We start from the raw sequence: 13,474 nt of genomic DNA on the forward strand, positions 1-13,474 counted from the left end.
TCCTCTATTTTCGTGGGCAGCGTGAGTTGTGTATATGAGAGAGCTCGTACACGGGCCGGGGCGCGTCTCAGATGAACCCGAGGGCCGCGGCTCCGCCGACGCCGCCGAGCAGCATGAACACCGGCATGAGGACCTTGAGCTCCACCCAGCTGCCGGCCCGGAAGCGCATCATCTTCGGCGGGCCGATCGGGTACCAGCGCTTTCCCGCGATCGGGATGGGCCACAGGACCGGGCAGCCGGAGACGGTCAGGGCGTCGCCGATGTCGTGGACCAGGGCGCCGAGCACGATCGGCAGGCCGAGCCACAGGTACTCCTGGCCGGGGCCGGTGAAGAGCCAGCCGGAGCCGTTGCCGGGCTGGTCGAGCACGCCGGCCAGTATCCAGGCGCTGGTCGCGCCCAGCAGCCAGACCAGGACGTCGCTGGACATCCGGGCCGCCCGCCACAGCAGGCCTTCGACGGCGAGGACCAGGTGGACGAAGAGGAGGGCGAGCACGCCCCACCGGTCGGCGGTCACGGCGAGCGCGGAGGAACCCGCGCCGATCAGGACGGCCCAGACCCAGGTGTGGGTCAGGGTGCGGTGGCCGCCGGTGCGGCGGGCGTCGCGCGGGGCCCTGGTCGCCTTGTAGACGGCGTAGGAGATCTTGTCCACGACCTCGCACAGGACCCGGGAGAGCGGGCCGAAGGCGCGGGAGATCGTCGCCGACTTGTGGTCGAGGTCGGGAGCGAGGGCGGCTCCGGAGCAGATCAGCGCCCCGACGACCAGCACGGGCCAGGGCATCGGATGCCCCGCGGCAGCCGCCGCCGCGCCCACCCCCAGCCAGGCCGCTGCCCCTGACAGTGAGTGCGCCGGACCCATCATGGTCGTTCCCCGCCCCGGTCGTGTGCTGGTCGGGCCCTGTTGACGGTGTCGTTCGGGCCTCGTCGACGGCACAGCGTACCGTCGATGATCTTCCTTCCGTCCGCCGGTTCCCTCATACGGTGGGAAGCCAGGCAAGATGGGGGGTGTGACCCTCATTGATCAGCTCCCGCCGAACGCCGACCCCGATGCTCTCTTCGAGGCCTTCTCCTCGTGGGCGGAGGGCCAGGGCATCACCCTGTACCCGGCGCAGGAGGAGGCGCTGATCGAGGTCGTCTCCGGCGCGAACGTGATCCTTTCCACCCCGACCGGCTCCGGCAAGAGCATGGTCGCGGCCGGCGCGCACTTCACGGCGCTGGCCCAGGACAAGGTCACCTTCTACACCGCCCCGATCAAGGCGCTGGTCTCGGAGAAGTTCTTCGACCTGTGCAAGCTCTTCGGCACCGAGAACGTCGGCATGCTCACCGGCGACGCCTCGGTGAACGCGGACGCCCCGGTGATCTGCTGCACCGCCGAGGTGCTGGCCTCGATCGCGCTGCGCGACGGCAAGTACGCCGACATCGGCCAGGTCGTGATGGACGAGTTCCACTTCTACGCGGAGGCGGACCGCGGCTGGGCCTGGCAGATCCCGCTGCTGGAACTGCCGCAGGCGCAGTTCGTCCTGATGTCCGCGACGCTCGGCGACATGAAGCGGTTCGAGGCGGACCTGACCCGGCGTACCGGCCGGCCCACCTCGGTGGTCCGCTCCACGACGCGGCCCGTCCCGCTGTCGTACGAGTACGTGACGACGCCGATCACCGACACCATCACGGAGCTGCTGGAGACCCGGCAGTCGCCGGTCTACATCGTGCACTTCACGCAGGCCCAGGCGGTCGAGCGGGCACAGTCGCTGATGAGCATCAACATGTGCACGCGCGAGGAGAAGGACAAGATCGCCGAGCTGATCGGCAATTTCCGCTTCACCACCAAGTTCGGCCAGAACCTCTCCCGTTACGTCCGCCACGGCATCGGCGTGCACCACGCGGGCATGCTGCCCAAGTACCGGCGCCTGGTGGAGAAGCTGGCCCAGGCCGGTCTGCTGAAGGTCATCTGCGGCACCGACACCCTCGGTGTCGGCGTCAACGTGCCGATCCGCACGGTGCTGTTCACCGCTCTGACCAAGTACGACGGCACGCGCGTCCGCACGCTCCGCGCCCGTGAGTTCCACCAGATCGCCGGCCGCGCCGGCCGGGCCGGCTTCGACACGGCGGGCTATGTGGTGGCCCAGGCGCCCGAGCACGTCATCGAGAACGAGAAGGCGCTGGCGAAGGCGGGCGACGACCCGAAGAAGCGCCGCAAGGTGGTCCGGAAGAAGGCTCCCGAGGGCTTCGTGGCGTGGTCGGACATCACCTTCGAGAAGCTCATGGGCGCCGACCCGGAGCCGCTGACCTCGCGCTTCAAGGTCACCAACATCATGCTCCTGTCGGTCATCGCCCGGCCCGGCGACGCCTTCCAGGCGATGCGCCACCTGCTGGAGGACAACCACGAGCCGCGCAAGGCCCAGCTGCGGCACATCCGCCGGGCCATCGCCATCTACCGCTCGCTGCTGGACGGCGGGGTCGTCGAGAAGCTCGACACCCCCGACGCCGAGGGCCGCTCGATCCGCCTGACCGTCGACCTCCAGCAGGACTTCGCGCTGAACCAGCCGCTGTCCACGTTCGCGCTGGCCTCCTTCGACCTGCTCGACCCGGAGTCCCCCTCCTACGCGCTGGACATGGTCTCGGTCGTCGAGTCCACGCTGGACGACCCGCGCCAGATCCTCGCCGCCCAGCAGAACAAGGAACGCGGCATGGCCGTGGGCGCGATGAAGGCCGACGGGATCGAGTACGAGGAGCGGATGGAGCGGCTCCAGGAAGTCACCTATCCCAAGCCCCTCGAAGAGCTCCTCCTGCACGCCTACGACGTGTACAGCAAGAGCCACCCGTGGGTCCGCGACCACCCCGTGTCCCCGAAGTCGATCATCCGCGACATGTACGAACGCGCGATGACCTTCACCGAGTTCACCTCGTACTACGAACTCGCCCGCACCGAGGGCATCGTGCTCCGCTACCTGGCGAGCGCGTTCAAGGCGCTGGACCACACCATCCCCGACGACCTCAAGTCCGAGGACCTCCAGGACCTGATCGCCTGGCTCGGCGAGCTGGTCCGCCAGGTCGACTCCAGCCTGCTCGACGAGTGGGAGCAGCTGGCGAACCCGGAGGTGGAGACGGCGGAGCAGGCCCAGGAGAAGGCCGACCAGGTGAAGCCGGTCACGGCGAACTCCCGCGCCTTCCGCGTCCTGGTCCGCAACGCCATGTTCCGCCGGGTGGAGCTGGCCGCCCTGGACCACGTCAACGTGCTGGGCGAGCTGGACGGCGACGCGGGCTGGGACGCGGACGCCTGGGGCGACGCCCTGGACGGCTACTGGGACGAGTACGACGACCTGGGCACCGGCCCCGACGCGCGCGGCCCCAAGCTGCTCCAGATCGAGGAGGACCCGGCCCACGGTCTGTGGCGCGTCCGCCAGACCTTCGCCGACCCCAACGGCGACCATGGCTGGGGCATCAGCGCCGAGGTCGACCTCGCCGCCTCCGACGAGGAGGGCCGGGCCGTCATCCGCGTCACCTCGGTCGGCGAGCTGGGCCAGCTCTGAACCCCACCCGCAACCCACCGGCGCCGGTACGGCCGCCGGGTCCGACAGTGGAGATCCTCTGATGACGAACCCCGCCGAGAGGCTGGTCGACCTGCTCGATCTGGAGCAGATCGAGGTCAACATCTTCCGGGGCGCGAGCCCCCAGGAGTCCCTCCAGCGCGTCTTCGGCGGCCAGGTCGCCGGCCAGGCGCTGGTGGCGGCCGGCCGCACCACCGAGAGCGACCGGCCCGTCCACTCGCTCCACTCGTACTTCCTGCGGCCCGGTATCCCCGGGGTGCCGATCGTGTACCAGGTGGAGCGGGTGCGCGACGGGCGCTCCTTCACCACGCGCCGGGTCACCGCGGTCCAGCAGGGCAAGACCATCTTCAATCTGACCGCCTCCTTCCATCATCCGGAGGAGGGCAGCATCGAACACCAGCTGCCTCCCCGCCTCGACTTCCCGCACCCGGACACGCTGCCGAAGGTCGTGGACGAGATCCGCGAGCACCTCGGCGCGCTGCCGGAGGCACTGGAGCGGATGGCCCGCCGCCAGCCCTTCGACATCCGTTACGTGGACCGGCTCCGCTGGACTCCCGAGGAGCTCAAGGACGCCGATCCGCGCAGCGCGGTGTGGATGCGCGCCGTCGGCCCGCTGGGCGACGACCCGCTGGTGCACACCTGCGCCCTCACCTACGCCAGTGACATGACCCTCCTCGACGCCGTGCGCATCCCCGTGGAACCCCTGTGGGGCATGCGCGGTTTCGACATGGCCTCGCTCGACCACGCCATGTGGTTCCACCGGCCGTTCCGGGCCGACGAGTGGTTCCTGTACGACCAGGAGTCGCCCATCGCGCACGGCGGCCGGGGCCTGGCCCGCGGCCGGATCTACGACCTGGAGGGCAGGCTGCTGGTCTCGGTGGTCCAGGAGGGCCTCTTCCGCCCGTACGGCGCGAAGGCCTTCGCTCCGGCCGTCTCACCTCAGTAGCAGTAGCAGTAGCCCGACCCCCGTCCCGAAGAATGAGTGCATCCATGCCCACCCCGGCCCTGCCCTGCCCGTGCGGCCTGCCCGCCGCCTATCCGGAGTGCTGCGGCCGCTTCCACTCCGGTGAGCGGCAGGCGCCCACCGCCGAACTGCTGATGCGTTCCCGCTTCAGCGCCTTCGCCGTCGGCGACACCGCCTATCTCCTGCGCTCCTGGCACCCTTCGACGCGGCCGGGCCAGCTCGACCTCGATCCCGGACAGCGCTGGGAGCGGCTGGAGATCCTGGCGACCGAGCGCGGCGGGATGTTCGAGACGGAGGGCTCGGTGGAGTTCCGGGCGCACTACCGCGAGGGCCGGCACGCCGGTTCGCTGCACGAGCACAGCGCCTTCTCCCGCGAGGCCGGGGCCTGGGTCTACGTCGGCCCCCTCTCCCCCGTCGACTTCGACTGACCCCTGGCCCCGGTCAGCGCGAAATCGAGGCTGGTGCGGTACCGGGCGACCTCGTCCGGCGGCTCCGCCCGCAGTAGCCGCTCGGCCACCGCGGCGGCCGCCGGGACCTGGGGATGCCCGTAGGGCGCGGGCGGGGTCAGCGCCGCGAGGAGGATCCGCTCCGCCGGATCGGGCACGGTCTCCCGTACGACCCCGTCCGGGAGCACGGAGGCCAGCACGGCCGCCCTCTCCCACGGGTCGGCGGTTCGTCTCAGCAACAGGCCGACATGCCGCTCGCGCCATTTCCGCGGCCGCAGATCGGCCTTGGCCGCCATCAGTTCCCGGTCCGCCTCCGGGGCGCTGCCGCGCAGCAGCCCGGGCACGGCGGTCGCGAAGTCCCGTAGCTCCACGGCCAGATAGAGCCACACCACCGCCCGGTACCGGTTGATCCGGTATCCCACCGGGGTGATGTGCCCGCAGCGCGCGAGCCGCGTGAACCGGCTCGGGCCGACCCCGAGGACACCCGCCGCGCCCTGTGCTCCCGCCAGTGTCTCCACCCGCTCGCGCAGGGCGTGCCGGGACCCCTCGGCCGACCGGACCCGGTCGAGCTCGGTCCGGGTGAAGCGGGCCGATCCGCCCGGCGCCGGCGGACCGGCGCGCACGATGCCCAACTGGACGGCGCGGGCGAACTCGCTCCGGCTCAGTCCCAGTTCCCCCGCGGCCCGCCCGCCGCTCACCAGCCCCTCGACCGCTTCCCCGCGGCCGAGGGGCTGGTGGCACGCCGGGACGTCCCTCGGCTCCGTCCGTACCGTCCGCGTCGGCGTCCGCCTCTTCGTCACCTGCGTCGTCCCCGTCATCACGCTCTCCCCACCAGAAGCGATTACTGTGTGTGAAGACCGTAACTCAGCGCGACGGCACCGCGCCGAGGCTGTGGACAACGCCGATCAGCGCAGGTCAGAGCCCATCAGCCGCCCGTGATCCGGCGCTCCGCGACGCCCAGGTGCTCGCCCACCCGGTTCACGAGCAAGGTCATCTCGTACGCGACGTGACCGATGTCGGCCTCGGCCGCGCTCAGGACGCACAGGCAGCTGCCGGCGCCCGCCGCCATGACGAAGAGGACCCCTTCGTCGTACTCGACCATCGTCTGACGTACCTCGCCCGCCCGGAAGTGCCGCCCCGACCCCTTGGCCAGGCTCTGCAACCCCGCCGCCACGGCCGCCAGGTGCTCCGCGTCCTCCCGCGCCAGACCGGCGCTCGCGCCCGTCACCAGCCCGTCGTTGGACAGCACCACGGCGTGCCGGACCTGCTGGACCCGCCGCGTCAAATCATCCAGCAGCCAGTCGAGCTGCTTGTCCAGTGCCATATTCGGACCCTCCCCGTCGACGCGGCCGTCACAGCCGCGCCCCGCCCCGCGTACTCGTGCCGCCAGCCTTCCCCACCAGGGGCTTTCCGGCAAGGAGGATGGACCCATGGTGAAGAAGATGACTCAAGAGGAATGGCGGGCATTCGTCTCCCACTCCACTCGCACCGGAAAGCTGTCCACCGTCCGTGCGGACGGAACCCCCCACATCGCTCCCATCTGGTTCGTTCTCGACGGCGACTCCTTCGTGTTCAACACCGGCAAGGACACCGTCAAGGGGCGCAATCTGGCCCGCGACGGCCGGGTCGCGCTCTGCGTCGACGACGACCGGCCCCCGTTCTCCTACGTGATCCTCCAGGGCCGCGCCGAGATCAGCGAGGACCTGGACGACATGCTCCCCTGGGCGTCCAGGATCGGTGCCCGCTACATGGGAGCCGAACGCGGTGAGGCCTTCGGCCGGCGCAACGCCGTTCCTGGAGAGCTCCTCGTCCGCGTCTCCATCGACAAGGTCATCTCCGCCGCCGGAGTCGCCGACTGACGGCCGCTCCCGGACCGGCGGGCGCCACGACGGCGAGCGCCACGACGACGGGCGCAAGCCCCGGGGCCACCCCGACCGACGACGACCCATGACCACGGCCACCATCCGCTGCCCGCAGGCCGGTTCACACCGAATCGGCCTGCGGTTCCACCGACTCCAGCAGCCGGGCCGTGTGCACCCGCCCCGCGTACTCCACCAGCCGGATCAGCACTTCCTTCCCCGAATCCTTGTCCCGCGCGTCGCACAGCACCACCGGTGTCCCCTGGTCCAGGTCCAACGCCCGCGCCACCTCGTTCGAGGCGTAACGACGGGCGTTCGCGAAGCAGTTGACGGCGACCACGAACGGAATCCGCCGGTGCTCGAAGTAGTCCACCGCCGGAAAGCAGTCCTCCAGCCTGCGCGTGTCGGCCAGCACCACCGCGCCCAGCGCCCCCTGCGACAACTCGTCCCACAGGAACCAGAACCGGTCCTGCCCCGGCGTCCCGAACAGGTACAGGGACAGCCCCGACCGGATGGTGATCCGCCCGAAGTCCATGGCCACGGTCGTCGTCGTCTTCTGATCGACCCCGCCCGTGTCGTCGACCAGCTCCCCCGCCTCGCTGAGCAGCTCCTCCGTCCGCAGCGGCCGGATCTCACTGACCGAGCCGACCAGGGTGGTCTTGCCCACGCCGAAGCCGCCCGCCACGAGTATCTTCAGTGCGAGCGCCGCCAGTTCGCCGTTCTCGTCCGTGCTCGCGTCCGTGCTCCCGTCCGTGCTCCCGTACGCGTCGCCACCCCGGGCCGGAGCCGGCCCGCCGGGCCTCCCGGAACCCGGAGTCCCGTTGTCCTGCAGTCCCATCACAGCGCTCGCAATCCCTCGATGACTTCACGCAGAATCCGCTCGTCCGGCAGTTGCGCGGGCGGCACCGGCCGGCTGACCTTGACGTGCCCGGCCTCCAACAGGTCCCCGAGCAGCACCCGTACCACGCCCACGGGCAGGTCCGCGTCCGCCGCGAGCTCCGCCACCGACTGGGTCTCGTCCCGGCACAGGCCGAGCAGTGCCCGGTGTTCCGGACCCAGCAGCGATTCGGCCGCCTCGTCCGTGCCCGCCGGATCGACGGCCACCAGCGCGATCAGGTCGAACCGGACGCCGTGGGGTCCCGGCTTCGTACGCCCGCCGGTCATGGCGTACGGACGGACGAGCGGGCCCGCGTCGGCGTCGTACCACTGGTCGTTCATGCTCGGGACCGCCGCCTTCAACCCGCGGCCGGCGGGCGCGCCGAGAACCGGGTCGGGGTGTACAGGTGCTCTCCGACCCGCTTGACCAGCCGGGCCATCTCGTACGCGATCAGCCCCATGTCGGCGCCGGCCCCGCTGAGGACGGCCAGGCAGGAGCCGTCTCCGGCGGCAGCGACGAAGAGGAAGCCCTCGTCCATCTCCACCATGGTCTGGCGCACGCCTCCGGCGCGGAAGTGCCGGCCCGCGCCCTTGGCCAGGCTGTGGAAACCGGACGCCACGGCCGCCAGGTGTTCGGCGTCCTCCCGGCTGAGCGCGCTGGAGGCGCTCACGGCCAGGCCGTCGTTGGACAGGACCACCACGTGCCGGACCTCGCGGACCCGGACCACGAGGTCGTCCAGCAGCCAGTCGAGTTCGCCGGACCCGTGGATCCCGTCGAGGCTGATTCTCTGATGTTCGATCATCACCGTGCTCCTTCGCCTTCGCCTTCGCCTTCGCCTTCGCCTTCGCCGGCGCCTTCGCTGCCCGCGTGAAGGGAGTTCTCGTGGATCCCCGACCGGGTACCCGGCTGCGCGCCCTCCGCGCTGCCCGCCCGGGTGCCGCGCATCCACCCGTCCCGGTACGCCGCCATCCGCTCGCGCGCCTGCTCGGGGCTGCGCCCGGGCGGATCCTGGAGGCCGCGCCCGCCGGCCGGCTCCCTGGGCTCGGGTACCTCGCGCAGCTGCGGGACGAGGCTGGCCTGCCGGACCCGGCGCGGGAGTTCGGTCACCGACGCCGCCGGGCCGCCCGCGGAACCGGCGCCCTGACCCGTCGCGCCCCGACCGGCCGCGCCCTGACCGGGTGCCCCCCGACCGGCCGCGCCCTGAGCCGCCGCCACCGCCGGGGCGGGCGGCGTACGGGGAATCGCGCCCTCGGAGCCGCGCGGCCGGAGCGGGGCCACCGGGGAAGGGCGGGGCTCCTCCCGTAGGGGGCTCCGGTCGGGGTCACGGTCCCGGGAGCGGTCAAGGGCCCCGTCCGGGACCCGGCCGGGACCGCTGTCCGGAGTACGGCGGGGGGCACCCTCCGGCCTCCCGTCGAGGCTCCGGTCCGGGGTCCGGGCGGAGACGCGGTCGGCGCCGCGGTCGGAGCCGCGGTCCGGGCTTCCGTCCGGGCCGCCACGGCCCGGGACCGGGATCCCGCGCACCTCGTCCCGTACGACGCTCATGGCCGGGGAACGCCCGGAGGACGGATCGGGTGACTGCTCGGGCGCCAGGGCCCTGGAGCGCCGCTCCGCACGGTCCGCGGGCTGCGGGGCGGCGGCCGTGATGGCGCCCTGGAGCAGGGAGTTCGGGAGGAGCACGACCGCCGTCGTGCCGCCGTACGGTGACATGCGGAGGTGTACCTTCACGCCGTGCCGGGCCGAGAGGCGGCTGACCACGAAGAGCCCGAGCCGGTCGCTGTCGAAGAGGTCGAGCGCCTCGGACTGTTCGATGCGGCGGTTGGCCTCGTGCAGGGACTCGCGGCCCATGCCGAGCCCCCGGTCCTCGACCTCCAGGACGTACCCGGCGCCGACGGGCTCCCCGCTGACCCGGACCTTGGTGTGGGGCGGGGAGAACTGGGTCGCGTTCTCGATGAGTTCCGCGAGCAGGTGGGTGAGGTCGGCGACGGCGCCCCCGATGACGGCCGCCTCGGCGAGCTGGCGCACCTCCACGCGCGGGTAGTCCTCGATCTCGGAGACGGCGGCGCGTACGACGTTCGTCAGCGGGATCGGTGTCCGCCAGGCACGCCCCGGAGCCGCGCCCGACAGGATGATCAGGCTCTCCGCGTGCCGTCGCATCCGGGTGGTGAGGTGGTCGAGGCGGAAGAGGTCGCCGAGCTCGCTCGGGTCGTCGGCGCGCCGCTCCATCGAGTCGAGCAGGGTGAGCTGCTTGTGCACCAGGACCTGGCTGCGCCGGGCGAGGTTGACGAAGACCCCGCTCACGCCGCTGGCCAGTTCGGCACGTTCGACGGCGGCGCTCAGCGCGGCCCGGTGCACGGTGTCCAGGGCTTCCCCGACCTGGGCGATCTCGTCGTCGGCGGCCGGACCGTGCGGGGTCTCGGCGGACACGTCGATGTCCTGGCCGGCCCGCAACCGTTCCATGGCGTGCGGGAGTTTGCGGTGCGCGATCTCCAGGGCGGTGTTGCGCAGCGAGACCAGTTCGACCACGAGGCCCCGCCCGATGCGGACCGAGATGACGAGCGAGGCGGCCACGGCGGCCAGGCCCAGCACCACGGCGATGCCGGCGGGGCTGAGCGCTCCCTCGCCGAACGGGTCGGAGCGGTCGGCGGAGGCCGAGTGGGCGGCGTTCCCGATCTCCCGCATGGAGCCGGAGACGGAGGCGTACGCGGCGTCCCAGCCGACGGGCGCCCCGGCGGGGCGGGGGTCCTTGGCGGCGCCGGCGCCCGCGCCGCCCGTTGAGCCCGCCGTGGCGACTGTGGCGACTGTGGCGCCCGTGGCGGCCAGGGCCTGGTCCTCGGCCCCGGTGAGTTCGGCGTAGGCGGCGCTCTTGGCCACCGACTGCCAGGCACTCTGCTGGGCTCCGGGCAGGTCCCGGGCGGCGGCCGTGGTCAGGACCCGGCGGGTCTCGACCGCGCCGGCCAGACGGCGAAGCGTTTCGGCGCCGCGCGGCCCCGGCACGGCCAGCAACGCGTCTTCCCGCGAGAGCTGCTCCGCGGCCCGCGCGAACTCGAGCAGGACCCGGGCGTCGGGGCCGAGTTCCGCGTCCCGGCCGCCTCCGGAGAGGGCGCCGCCGACCTCCAGAGCGGAATCGATCACGCGGGTGTACGTCTCGTAGGCGGCCTCCGGAGTCGCGCGGTGCCCGGCGACGTCCTCGCGCGCCCCGCCGAGCCCCTCGGCCGCGGCGACGAAGGCTCGGAGCCGGACGACGATGTCGGTGCGGTAGTCGCCGGAGTCGGCCACGGTGTTGCGGTCGCCGAGCCGCAGGGCCCGTACGGCGCTGTCGGTGCGGCGAGCCTGCTGGTCCAGCGCTTCGGCCTGGCCGGATGCCTGGACGGATGCGGCCTGACCCGCGACGGGCTCGGCCGCCAGACGTACGGCCGTGCGCCGTTCGGTCTGCAGCTCGGCGACGGCCGCCTCGACCGGGGCCCTGAGCTCGCGGTCGACGCGCTGGGCCCGGCTGAGGCGGGCGATGTCCTGGGCCGTGTCGACGGTGGCGAAGCCCCAGAGGGCGAGCAGGGAGACCACCGGCACCATGAGCAGTGAAACGATCTTGGCGCGGACCGTGGCGGGGCGCAGCCGCAGGCGCGGCCCCCGGCCGCCGCCGAGGCCACTGCCGCCGCCCCCGTTGCCGCCGCCCCCGTTGCCGCCGCCCCCGTTGCCGCCGCCCCCGTTGCCGCCGCCCCCGTTGCCGCCGCCCCTGCCGCCTCCTCCGGGCCCGCCCGGGGTGGCGCCGACGTCCCCGTGTTCCGCCGACTCCTCGGCCGGCGGCCCGGCATGGGCCCGGCGGCCCGTTCCCTTGCCGAGGCCGCCCGCAGGCGCGGGCGAGCGCGGCGCCGCTGCTTCCGGTGATCTGCGGGGTCTGCGCATGGGCTCCTCGTTCCGGGCGGTGCGTACGTCGGGTACGCGACGGCGGCGGTGGCAGTGGCGGCTGTGACGGCAGGGTCGGCGGGCCGTGGGGCTGTGGCGGCGGCGGGTGCCGGGGGGCGGGCTGTGGGGGCGTGACGGGGCAGGTGCGGGGGGGCGCCGGGCCGGGTGAGGACGGCGGGCGGCGGGCCGGCCGCCGGCTCAGCGGACGGGAGCGGGCGCGTCCCACTCGCCCAGGCGCCGGCCGGCGGAAGCCGCGGCGGAGGCCGCCCGTTCGTCGGCGGTCGGCGAGAGTGCGACGAACGCGGCGGTGATGAAGAGGTAGGAGCCGAGGCCGACGGCGAGGGGGAAGATGAACTGCAGGGCGGTCGCCCCCGGCAGGGCCTCGTCCGAGGGGGTGACGTCGACGGAGACGGCGAGCATGCCGGTGTAGTGCATGCTCGTGACGGCGGCGCCCATGATGAGCGAGGCGACCGCGACGGCCACCGGGGACTTGATGTTGAGCGCCGCCCACAGGGCGGCGGTGGCGGCGACCACGGCGATGGCGATCGAGAGTCCGACCATGAGCGGCGCGTAGGAGACCGAGCCGTGCAGGCGCAGGGCCGCCATGCCGAGGTAGTGCATGCTCGCGACGCCGAGGCCGGTGGTGAGGCCGCCGAGGACCAGGGACCGGCCGCGGTCCTTGCCGTAGCCGACGGCGAAGACGCCGGCGCCGACCACGACGACGGCGACGAGGAGTCCGAGGATGGTCAGCGGCACGTTGTAGCGGATCTCGGTGCCGGTGACGTGGAAGCCGAGCACCGCGACGAAGTGCATCGTCCAGATGCCGGTACCGATGGCGGAGGCGGCCGTGAGGAGCCAGTTGCGGCGGGAGGCTCCGGTGGTCGCGGCGAGCGCGCGGACGGTGCAGCGCAGCCCGAGGGCGGCGCCGATCGAAGCCATCGCGTACGACAGCGCGGGGGTAAGCCAGCCATAGGCGGCGTGGTCCAGGTGTCCCATGGCCACGGGACGCTAGTCCGGGTGAGGGCGCGAACACGGGGCGCATTTCTAAAGGCGCTGGAACTGCTGGAATATGACAGAGCCGCGCTCATCTTCGATCACACCACGTGCTAGCTTGCACACGTTCCGCAGGCATGTGCCGTAGCGGGAGTGGGGGATCATGGGCACATGAGCGAAGACCGCACGCGAGGCCGTACACCGGGTCGCACGCCCGACCGTCCGAAGGACCCACGCGAGGTCCAGGAGTTCTTCGGGGTGCGCGCGGCCGACTGGGACCGGAAGTTCCCCGGGGACGGACCGGCCTTCCGGACCGCCGTGGCCGAGTTCGCGCTGCGGCCCGGGGACCGGGTCCTCGACGCGGGCTGCGGCACCGGGCGGGCGCTGACCGCGCTGCGCGAGGCCGTCGGCCCCGCGGGGACGGTGGTCGGCGCCGACGTGACCCCGCAGATGCTGCTCGCCGCGCGGGACGCGGGCCGCGAGGCCGAGGGCGCGCTGCTGCTCGCGGACGTGGCGCGGCTGCCGCTGCGCGACGGGGTGCTGGACGCCGTGTTCGCGGCCGGACTCCTCGCCCACCTGCCGGATCCCACGACGAACCTGCGCGAACTCGCCCGCGTGGTCCGCCCCGGCGGCCGGCTCGCCCTGTTCCACCCGATCGGGCGGGCGGCGCTCGCGGCGCGCCACGGCCGCGAGCTGACCCCGGACGACATGCGGGCCGAGCACAACCTCGGTCCGCTGCTGGCCGGTTCGGGCTGGCGGATGACCTCGTACGCCGACGAGGAGACCCGCTTCCTCGCGCTGGCGGTCCGCACCGCCTGACGGCCGGTTCCGTACGCCGCCTCCTCGCCCGGGGTCCGCGGAGCGAGCCGGACCGGGCCGGAGGCCGG

General features: G+C 72.9%; 13 protein-coding genes. 5 read left to right on the plus strand and 8 right to left on the minus strand.

The features are described 5' to 3' along the window. Positions 1-67: 67 nt before the first annotated feature. Positions 68-859 carry a metal-dependent hydrolase gene (locus ACWF9Z_RS11270; protein ID WP_453600320.1) on the minus strand — a complete coding sequence of 264 codons (792 nt, stop codon included), beginning with the start codon at positions 857-859 and terminating at the stop codon, positions 68-70. Positions 860-1,004: 145 nt separating this feature from the next. Between ACWF9Z_RS11270 and ACWF9Z_RS11275 the strand changes: the two genes are divergently transcribed. The 3 genes from ACWF9Z_RS11275 (at position 1,005) to ACWF9Z_RS11285 (ending at position 4,937) form a co-directional block, all read left to right on the plus strand. Continuing rightward, entirely contained in the window at positions 1,005-3,527 is a 2,523-nt protein-coding gene (locus tag ACWF9Z_RS11275; RefSeq protein WP_453600323.1) for a DEAD/DEAH box helicase, read from the plus strand. Positions 3,528-3,588: 61 nt separating this feature from the next. Then, positions 3,589-4,491 carry an acyl-CoA thioesterase gene (locus tag ACWF9Z_RS11280; RefSeq protein ID WP_453600325.1) on the plus strand — a complete coding sequence of 301 codons (903 nt, stop codon included), beginning with the start codon at positions 3,589-3,591 and terminating at the stop codon, positions 4,489-4,491. Positions 4,492-4,535: 44 nt separating this feature from the next. Continuing rightward, the gene (locus ACWF9Z_RS11285) at positions 4,536-4,937 is read left to right on the plus strand and encodes a YchJ family protein (RefSeq protein ID WP_453600328.1); all 402 of its coding nucleotides are present in this window, start codon (positions 4,536-4,538) and stop codon (positions 4,935-4,937) included. On the opposite strand, the gene ACWF9Z_RS11290 is transcribed toward ACWF9Z_RS11285, so the two are convergent. Beyond that, entirely contained in the window at positions 4,901-5,773 is an 873-nt protein-coding gene (locus tag ACWF9Z_RS11290; RefSeq protein ID WP_453600331.1) for a DUF6397 family protein, read from the minus strand. The genes ACWF9Z_RS11285 and ACWF9Z_RS11290 overlap by 37 nt on opposite strands. 107 nt (positions 5,774-5,880) lie before the next feature. Next, the gene (locus ACWF9Z_RS11295) at positions 5,881-6,279 is read right to left on the minus strand and encodes a roadblock/LC7 domain-containing protein (RefSeq protein WP_112449847.1); all 399 of its coding nucleotides are present in this window, start codon (positions 6,277-6,279) and stop codon (positions 5,881-5,883) included. Positions 6,280-6,385: 106 nt separating this feature from the next. On the opposite strand from ACWF9Z_RS11295, the gene ACWF9Z_RS11300 reads away from it, so the two are divergent. Then, positions 6,386-6,814: a PPOX class F420-dependent oxidoreductase gene (locus tag ACWF9Z_RS11300; RefSeq protein ID WP_453600334.1), complete on the plus strand. Its 429-nt coding sequence runs from the start codon at positions 6,386-6,388 to the stop codon at positions 6,812-6,814. A 124-nt stretch (positions 6,815-6,938) separates the two neighbouring features. Here the strand turns inward: ACWF9Z_RS11300 and ACWF9Z_RS11305 are convergent, their stop codons facing one another. The 5 genes from ACWF9Z_RS11305 to ACWF9Z_RS11325 form a co-directional block, all read right to left on the minus strand. Beyond that, positions 6,939-7,652, minus strand: a complete 714-nt coding sequence (locus ACWF9Z_RS11305; RefSeq protein ID WP_453600336.1) for a GTP-binding protein — start codon at positions 7,650-7,652, stop codon at positions 6,939-6,941. Next, positions 7,652-8,032: a DUF742 domain-containing protein gene (locus ACWF9Z_RS11310; protein WP_449480873.1), complete on the minus strand. Its 381-nt coding sequence runs from the start codon at positions 8,030-8,032 to the stop codon at positions 7,652-7,654. The genes ACWF9Z_RS11305 and ACWF9Z_RS11310 overlap by 1 nt, the downstream gene beginning before the upstream one ends. A 17-nt stretch (positions 8,033-8,049) precedes the next feature. Further along, on the minus strand, positions 8,050-8,493 hold the full coding sequence (locus tag ACWF9Z_RS11315; RefSeq protein ID WP_453600339.1) for a roadblock/LC7 domain-containing protein: 444 nt from the start codon (positions 8,491-8,493) through the stop codon (positions 8,050-8,052). Next, positions 8,493-11,594: a sensor histidine kinase gene (locus ACWF9Z_RS11320; protein ID WP_453600342.1), complete on the minus strand. Its 3,102-nt coding sequence runs from the start codon at positions 11,592-11,594 to the stop codon at positions 8,493-8,495. Before ACWF9Z_RS11320 ends, ACWF9Z_RS11315 begins: the two co-directional genes overlap by 1 nt. A 198-nt stretch (positions 11,595-11,792) precedes the next feature. Continuing rightward, the gene (locus tag ACWF9Z_RS11325) at positions 11,793-12,590 is read right to left on the minus strand and encodes an MHYT domain-containing protein (protein ID WP_453600344.1); all 798 of its coding nucleotides are present in this window, start codon (positions 12,588-12,590) and stop codon (positions 11,793-11,795) included. Between the two features lie 168 nt (positions 12,591-12,758). Here ACWF9Z_RS11325 and ACWF9Z_RS11330 point away from each other — a divergent pair, with 168 nt between their 5' ends. Further along, entirely contained in the window at positions 12,759-13,406 is a 648-nt protein-coding gene (locus ACWF9Z_RS11330) for a class I SAM-dependent methyltransferase (RefSeq protein WP_453600347.1), read from the plus strand. The last annotated feature ends 68 nt before the right edge of the window (positions 13,407-13,474 follow it).

Source organism: Streptomyces sp. NPDC054961 (genome assembly GCF_053609145.1).

Bases quoted from the DNA above. Each gene is read 5' to 3' on its own strand.
- ACWF9Z_RS11270 (WP_453600320.1), bottom strand. From the start codon at position 859: ATGATGGGTCCGGCGCACTCACTGTCAGGGGCAGCGGCCTGGCTGGGG.
- ACWF9Z_RS11280 (WP_453600325.1), top strand. From the start codon at position 3,589: ATGACGAACCCCGCCGAGAGGCTGGTCGACCTGCTCGATCTGGAGCAG.
- ACWF9Z_RS11285 (WP_453600328.1), top strand. From the start codon at position 4,536: ATGCCCACCCCGGCCCTGCCCTGCCCGTGCGGCCTGCCCGCCGCCTAT.
- ACWF9Z_RS11290 (WP_453600331.1), bottom strand. From the start codon at position 5,773: ATGACGGGGACGACGCAGGTGACGAAGAGGCGGACGCCGACGCGGACG.
- ACWF9Z_RS11295 (WP_112449847.1), bottom strand. From the start codon at position 6,279: ATGGCACTGGACAAGCAGCTCGACTGGCTGCTGGATGATTTGACGCGG.
- ACWF9Z_RS11300 (WP_453600334.1), top strand. From the start codon at position 6,386: ATGGTGAAGAAGATGACTCAAGAGGAATGGCGGGCATTCGTCTCCCAC.
- ACWF9Z_RS11305 (WP_453600336.1), bottom strand. From the start codon at position 7,652: ATGGGACTGCAGGACAACGGGACTCCGGGTTCCGGGAGGCCCGGCGGG.
- ACWF9Z_RS11310 (WP_449480873.1), bottom strand. From the start codon at position 8,032: ATGAACGACCAGTGGTACGACGCCGACGCGGGCCCGCTCGTCCGTCCG.
- ACWF9Z_RS11315 (WP_453600339.1), bottom strand. From the start codon at position 8,493: ATGATCGAACATCAGAGAATCAGCCTCGACGGGATCCACGGGTCCGGC.
- ACWF9Z_RS11320 (WP_453600342.1), bottom strand. From the start codon at position 11,594: ATGCGCAGACCCCGCAGATCACCGGAAGCAGCGGCGCCGCGCTCGCCC.
- ACWF9Z_RS11325 (WP_453600344.1), bottom strand. From the start codon at position 12,590: ATGGGACACCTGGACCACGCCGCCTATGGCTGGCTTACCCCCGCGCTG.
- ACWF9Z_RS11330 (WP_453600347.1), top strand. From the start codon at position 12,759: ATGAGCGAAGACCGCACGCGAGGCCGTACACCGGGTCGCACGCCCGAC.